The following is a 6465-nucleotide window of genomic DNA, read 5'->3' as shown; positions in this document are numbered from 1 at the left end:
TCGTTGCTGCGCTGGTTGGCGTCACCGGGGCGCATCGCCGGACCTGCGCCAGCGGCCAGGCTCTCATTGGCCATCAGGATTGCCGCCGACTTGGCATTCGCCTTGGCCAGGTCACCGGGTTTGCTGCCGAGGAAACTGCCATAGGATTTCGACGCGGCGCCGAGGTCCTTGCCGGCGTTGTCGATGAAATGGTCGACATCGGAATGGGTGATCACATTGTCGGCCTTGCCACGCCCGCCGGTATCCAGCGCGGCCATCAGGCTCGGGCTGCTGGCCACGTACTTGAGTACGGCCTGGGCCTCGGGGGGGAGTGTCGTGGGTGGGTTGGCGAAGTCGATCGGCGCGCCATGCAGGCCCCAGGCGTCCCAGTTTTGCGAGAGCAATTGCGCGGCCGCCTTGGGCCGGTTCAGGTCGAGTTCTTCCTTGGTCGGCGTGCCGCTGGTGTTGCCGGTGATGGTGTCCCAGTCCTTGGCACCCGACACGCCAAACGATGAGGTGTCGATCCAGGACGTGTCCGAGGCGCCCGCCGCGCCGGTGCTGCCGGCATACAGTTTGGCCACCTGGTCGTACAGCGCGGGGGTGATGTCCTGGGACACGATCACCTTGTCGCCCGACGCCGTGGTATAGCGAATCAGGCCCGGGCCGACTTCTTCGGGCGGGCCGATATTCGCTGCCGGGTCCATGGTTTCCGTGGGGCCGGCCAGGCGGTAGCCCTCGGCCTGGCTGGCATTGATCGCAAAGAGCTTGGCCGAGTCGCCGCTGACCTGGGCGAACAGCGCGGGTGTTTCCTTCTGGCTGACCACGATTTTGTCGCCGGCACTGGTCTCGTAGCGGATCAGTCCCGGGCCCAATTCGGTGGTACTGCCGATCGCCTTGTAGTTGCCCAGGCCAGGCGCCACGGTGCTGGCGTCGGCCTCCTTGTAGCCGGCGTCTTTGCTGTCGGCCAGATTCTTCTCAAGGGTCGCGTCGCTTTGCTGTGCGTTGTACTGGTTGACCAATTGCTCAAACAGCCTGGGGTTGTCGATCTGCTTGAGGGTCACCGGTTTGTCGCTGCCCAGCGGGGTGTAGGTGATGCTGTTGTTCACCGGTGCCTGCACGTTCTGGTACGGCAGCGGAATGGACGGCCCGCGGATTTTCGAGGGGTCGAATACCGGCTTGTCGACGGCGGTGAACAGGGCTTTTTCGAACGTGCTCCGGGAGCCATCCGGGCCTTTGTTGTCGGCAGGGTCAAGGCCATTCGGGATCGCAGTCATAGATCACCTGGAAGTTGTTTTATATCAGTCGATATTTAGTGCAAGTGCACTAACTGTGGCGGGCGAAAGTTGCGAAGTGTTATTGGGTTAACCCGCGCCGAGCTATCAAACGCGATGATCAAGTCGGTTTTGTTACAAATGGAAATATCTGCAAAGTTGGGCAAATGGCTATTAGTTAAAAGTGTGAAGTTGTCGGATTTATTTTCTGGAATTGTTGAGTGATCAACGTTTTTACCCAGGGGTAACGGGCTCGTAAATTGTTCGAGTTGGTTCGTTTTTCAGGTTGTGCCCCCGTAAACATTGGGTCTCGTCGTGTATTGTTTTTTTAACAAAAGTTCCACGCCCGCGCGGCGATGAGATTTTCTCAACGGCATGTTGAGCCGGATTTTTCACAGCACCTGCCATGAACGTTTCACAAGCTTTCACAGCGAAGGCGTTTTGTTCGTGAGTAGTATGGTTCCCATGCAAACCGACGGCTGCATGGCCAACTCACTGTCTGACGCTGGGAGTTTGTTTCGGTTTGCATGCGGCTTAACTTCCCTATCGATGCAAGGAGATTGAACATGGCTACTACTCCACCAGTAAGTGCAGGCGGCGCCGACGACGCTATCGCGAAGATGGAAGCAACTTTCAACATGGCCATCGAGAAGTCGGCCAAGATCACCGAGATCAGCACCGCGAAAAAAGCAGAGCTCGACGCCACCAAACAGCGTCCGCAGAACTGATTCGCCATGCGGGCAGCGCCGGCGCTGCCCGTATACCTGCCTTACCCCGTTGCACCGTTGTTGATCGGCACAGGCGTCGTTGCGGCCTGTGATTCTCAAGGGGGCAAACCCAACCATGACAGCCTTGATTTCCCTGGGCCTGCCCGCCGCGAACGGCGCGCCGACCCTGCTCGTGACCCACGGTTTGCACCAGGGCAGTTCCCTGATGCTCGACCAGCCGGTCTACACCCTTGGCGCCGCCCTGGCGGCCGACCTCCAGCTCAGCGATCCCGGGATTGCCGAGTTGCACCTGCGCCTGCGTTTTGAAGGGGCCCAGGTGGCCGTCGAGGCCCTCGGCGGCGATGTACTGATCACCGGCACTGCCGGCGATATCCGTATTCCCCAAGGCAGCGGCCATCGCGCGCGGCTGCCGCTGCAACTGCGTATCGGCACGGCGGGTGTGAGCCTGGCGCTGCCGGGCAGCCCTGAAAAAACGCCTGCGACGACACGCACATTAACGCCCTGGATCATCGCCATAGCGTTGCTCTTTGTATGCGCCGGCGCCCTGGCATTTCGCAATGATCCACCGCAAGCGCAAACCGTAATGCCGGTTGCCGAAACAACCGCAGCCAAGCCTTCCCGTGCCGAGGCCAAGGCCTGGTTCGAAGGGCAATTGCAGGCCGCCCACCTGGACGCCGTGAAGGTCAACGACATCGATGGCCAACTCAACGCCGTCGGCTCCTTTGAGCGCGCGCAAAAGCCTCAATGGGTCGCCCTGCAACAAGCCTTCGACCAGCGTTACGGCCAGCAGATCGTGCTCAACCCGCGGGTCGCCGTGCGTGCAGATGCGGCCCGGCCACGGGTGCGCTTTCAAGCCGTGTGGTTCGGCGCCAACCCCTACGTGATCAATGACAGCGGCAAGCGCCTGTACCCCGGCGCGGCCCTGGCGGACAACTGGGTACTGGAGCGCATCGAGAACAACCAGGTGATCCTCGCCCGTGGCGAAGAACGCTTCACCTTCACCCTATGACGCTGCTTTTTTCAGCTAAGGCCCCGGGATGAAAGTCGAACCCCGTCCGTTGATTCCCAGTGACGTGCGCAGCGCGCCGGTCGAGGCGATCCGCCCGGTCAACTCGCGCCAGGCCACGGCTTTCGAAGCGTTGCTGAAAACCCGCAAGGTCCAGTCCCGCCGCTCCCTGCGCAGTGACCTGGAAGAACTCACCAGCGCCGCTGGCGTCGACTCGCTGCTGTTCGGCAGCGCACGTTCCCTGGAACTGCTGGAACACGTGATGCAGCACCTGTTGCCGAACCTCGACGCCGAGCCGCAGATCAAGGCGCTGGCCCATGACCTGATCAGCGAGGAAATCGAGATGCGCCGCACCCTCGAACAACAACGCTCGGAGGTCCAGGCCTGATGCCCCGGGACAACGACGACGCGGTGCAATTGCTCAAGGGCATTGGCGAGCTGTACCGGCGCAACGGCCAGTCCCAGCGCGCGCTGGTGATGTTGCTGATTGCCGTGAGTGTCGCGCCCGACGATGGCCTGCTGCTGCGCTCGCTGGTGCTGGCGTTCACCGACAGCGGCGACTTCACCCGCGCACTCGCGGCCCTGGATCGGCTGGTCGCGCTGGAGGGTGAGTCTGCCAGCCTGTTGCTGCTGCGTGCCCGGGCGCTGTGGTACGGCGAACGCAAGGACGAAGCGCGCCAGTGCTTCAAACGCTACCTCGCTGCACGGAGAGCCGCGCCATGAACCTGCTCAATCGCCTGAACGGCATCGCGCGCATGGCCGCCCAGCGTACCGACGTGATCATCGTCGCGTTCATGCTGATGGCGATCGTGATGATGATCATCCCGCTGCCTACCTACCTGGTGGACATGCTGATCGGCTTGAACATCGCCCTGAGCATCCTGATCCTGATCGTGGCGTTCTACATCGGCCACTCGGTGGAATTCTCCGCGCTGCCGCCGCTGATCCTGCTCAGCACCCTGTTTCGCCTGTCGCTTTCGATCACCACCACCCGCTTGATTCTGCTGCACGGCGACGCTGGCCATATCGTCAAGGCCTTCGGTGACTTCGTGATTGCCGGCCAGGTGGTGGTGGGCATGGTGGTGTTCCTGATCATCACCGTGGCGCAGTTCGTGGTGATCACCAAAGGCGCCGAGCGGGTCGCGGAAGTGGCGGCGCGCTTCACCCTGGATGCGATGCCCGGCAAACAGATGAGCATCGACAACGACCTGCGCAACGGCGATATCGACCAGGCCGAAGCCCGCCGCCGGCGCTCACGCCTGGAGCGCGAGAGCCAGATGTTCGGCGCGATGGACGGGGCGATGAAGTTCGTCAAGGGCGATGCGATTGCCGGGTTGGTGATCCTCGCGGTCAACCTGCTGGGCGGCATGCTGATCGGCATGATCGAGCGCGACATGGCCTTCGGCGCGGCGGTGCACACCTATTCGCTGCTGACCGTGGGCGACGGTTTGATCGCACAGATCCCGGCGCTGCTTATCTCGGTAGCGGCGGGCACCGTGGTCACGCGGGTCAACAGCGACGGCGAAGCGGGTGACCTCGGCAGCGAGATTCTCAAGCAGTTGGGTGCCAGCTACCGCGCCCTCGGTTTGACCGCACTGATCATGGTCGGCGTCAGCGTGATACCGGGCTTTCCGACCTGGGTGTTCCTCGGGTTGTCGCTGGTGTTCGGTGGTGCGGCCTTCGTGATGTACCGTCGTCATACCCGTGAAAACCAGGTAGAGCCTGAAGCGCTGGTCGAGACCCTGGAACCGGTGGTTGAAGTGCAGGCCGAGCAGGATTATGGCGTGGCCCCCGACACTCGGGTATTGCTGACCCTCGGCAGTGCGTTGGCCCTCAGCGCCCCGCGCCAACTACTGAGCCAACGCATCGAAGCGCTGTGTCACGACATTCGCAGCGACCTCGGCGTCGATATGCCGGTGCCGGGCATTCACATGGACGCCAAGGCCACGCCGGGCAGCTACCGCGTGTCACTGGAAGGCGTACCCGTCAGCGAAGGCGAGATGCCGATCAACTGCCTGCTGTTGCAGGACGATCCGGTGCATGTGCAGTTGCTGGACATCGCCACCCTGCAAGCCGATTCGCCCCTCAACGGTCGTGCCGCGCACTGGATCGAGCGTCAGCACGAAGACGCACTGCGCAGCGCCGGCATCGGTTTCCTGCTGCCGGACGAAGTCTTGCGTGGCGTGCTGGAACGCAGCCTGCGCCGCTATGCCGCGGACTTCCTCGGCATCCAGGAAACCCGCCTGCTGCTCGAACGCACCGAAGCCACCTACGGCGAACTGGTCAAGGAAGCCCTGCGCCTGGTGCCGTTGCAGCGAGTGGCCGAGACCCTGCGCCTGCTGGTGGGCGAGGGCGTGTCGATCCGCAATCAGCGGGCCTTGCTCGAAGCCATGGTGGAGTGGGGCGCCCGGGAAACCGATGCCGGCCGCCTGGCCGAACACCTGCGTGCAGGGTTGGCGCGGCAGATCAGCCATCAGTACGCCGACCGCAATCGGGTGATTGGCGCCCTGGTGCTGGCGCCGGGATTGGAAGACCAGTTGCGTGCGTCTCTGCGTCGCCAGGAGCCCAGCCGTGAAGTGATCCCCGAGGAAGTCAACCGCGCGTTGCTCGCCCAACTGCGCCAGGCCTGCGACAAAACCACTGAAGCCAACAGTGCGGTATTGCTGGTGCACCCGGAACTGCGCCGCAGCCTGCGGCGCCTGGTACTGCGCGGTGAGCTGGAGCTGGCGGTGTTGTCGTTTCGCGAACTGGCCACCGAATACAACCTGCAAGCGCTGGTGACCATCAGCCTTACCGATATCTCCAACCGCCGTGCACCTGCCGCGGCTTCCGTCACTTCCCTGGCGTCTGCCTCATGATCCGTTTTTGTCTGCTGTTGCTGACGTTGACCTCGTTTTTCTGCAGTGCCCAGGACATCGCCAACGGTGCCCAGGGGTCTATCAACCTGGCCTCCGGTGAAGGCCGGATCCTGCATTTTGTGGCCCCGGTGGAGTCGGTACTGGTGGCCGAGCCGGGGATTGCCGACCTGCAAGTGGTGTCGCCCGGGGTGATCTATATCTTCGGCAAGGCGCCGGGCAATACCAGCCTGATTGCCCTTGGCAGCGACGGCAAACAGCTTGCCAGCCTGAGCCTGGCGGTCAGTAGCGCGACCCAGGCAGTGACCGCGCCGATGCAGGAATTGCATCCCGGCAATGGCGCGCAGATCAGCGGTGCCGGTAACCGATTGATCGCCAAGGGCACGGTGCGTTCGGTTGGAGAAGCGACGGATTTGAATGCCTTGCTCAACCCACAGGGCCAGGGCTTCCAGAGCGCGGTCAACACCACTGAGTACACCGGTGCAGCCCAGGTCAACTTGCGTGTGCGCTTCGCTGAAGTGTCCCGCTCGGAACTGCTGCATTACGGGGTTAACTGGAACGCCATGTTCAGCAACGGCACGTTCTCCTTTGGCCTGATCACCGGCGGACCGCTGGCCGCCGCCACC

Annotated in this window: 7 protein-coding genes; 6 read left to right on the top strand and 1 reads right to left on the bottom strand. The window is 62.7% G+C overall.

The genetic code is table 11. The features are described from left to right. A partial coding sequence (locus tag HX846_RS31245) for a type III effector HrpK domain-containing protein (RefSeq protein WP_306173176.1) occupies positions 1–1253 on the bottom strand: 1253 nt, incomplete at its 3' end. A gap of 563 nt (positions 1254–1816) precedes the next feature. On the opposite strand from HX846_RS31245, the gene HX846_RS31240 reads away from it, so the two are divergent. The 6 genes from HX846_RS31240 to HX846_RS31215 form a co-directional block, all read left to right on the top strand. Beyond that, a complete protein-coding gene (locus HX846_RS31240) occupies positions 1817–1978 on the top strand; it encodes a hypothetical protein (RefSeq protein WP_003207273.1) in 162 nt (53 codons plus the stop codon). Between the two features lie 115 nt (positions 1979–2093). After that, positions 2094–2987 (top strand): FHA domain-containing protein, encoded by an 894-nt coding sequence (locus HX846_RS31235; protein ID WP_177070351.1) that lies wholly within the window; start codon positions 2094–2096, stop codon positions 2985–2987. Between the two features lie 28 nt (positions 2988–3015). Continuing rightward, on the top strand, positions 3016–3372 hold the full coding sequence (locus HX846_RS31230) for a hypothetical protein (RefSeq protein WP_003207269.1): 357 nt from the start codon (positions 3016–3018) through the stop codon (positions 3370–3372). After that, positions 3372–3707, top strand: a complete 336-nt coding sequence (locus HX846_RS31225) for a lipopolysaccharide assembly protein LapB (protein WP_003207267.1) — start codon at positions 3372–3374, stop codon at positions 3705–3707. The genes HX846_RS31230 and HX846_RS31225 overlap by 1 nt, the downstream gene beginning before the upstream one ends. Next, positions 3704–5842, top strand: a complete 2139-nt coding sequence (sctV, locus tag HX846_RS31220; protein WP_134326974.1) for a type III secretion system export apparatus subunit SctV — start codon at positions 3704–3706, stop codon at positions 5840–5842. The genes HX846_RS31225 and sctV overlap by 4 nt, the downstream gene beginning before the upstream one ends. Then, on the top strand, positions 5839–6465 hold a 627-nt coding region (locus HX846_RS31215; protein WP_178966871.1), incomplete at its 3' end, for a pilus assembly protein N-terminal domain-containing protein. The genes sctV and HX846_RS31215, both read left to right, overlap by 4 nt.

Origin of the sequence: Pseudomonas sp. K5002, assembly GCF_013386655.1 — a bacterium.
In the GTDB taxonomy this organism is placed as follows: domain Bacteria; phylum Pseudomonadota; class Gammaproteobacteria; order Pseudomonadales; family Pseudomonadaceae; genus Aquipseudomonas.
Note: the sequence above shows the minus strand (reverse complement) of the source record. Positions and strands in the feature narration are given on the sequence as shown.

Coding starts and splice junctions, on each gene's coding strand:
- HX846_RS31230 (WP_003207269.1), top strand. CDS start 3,016: ATGAAAGTCGAACCCCGTCCGTTGATTCCCAGTGACGTGCGCAGCGCG.
- HX846_RS31240 (WP_003207273.1), top strand. CDS start 1,817: ATGGCTACTACTCCACCAGTAAGTGCAGGCGGCGCCGACGACGCTATC.
- HX846_RS31235 (WP_177070351.1), top strand. CDS start 2,094: ATGACAGCCTTGATTTCCCTGGGCCTGCCCGCCGCGAACGGCGCGCCG.
- HX846_RS31225 (WP_003207267.1), top strand. CDS start 3,372: ATGCCCCGGGACAACGACGACGCGGTGCAATTGCTCAAGGGCATTGGC.
- sctV (WP_134326974.1), top strand. CDS start 3,704: ATGAACCTGCTCAATCGCCTGAACGGCATCGCGCGCATGGCCGCCCAG.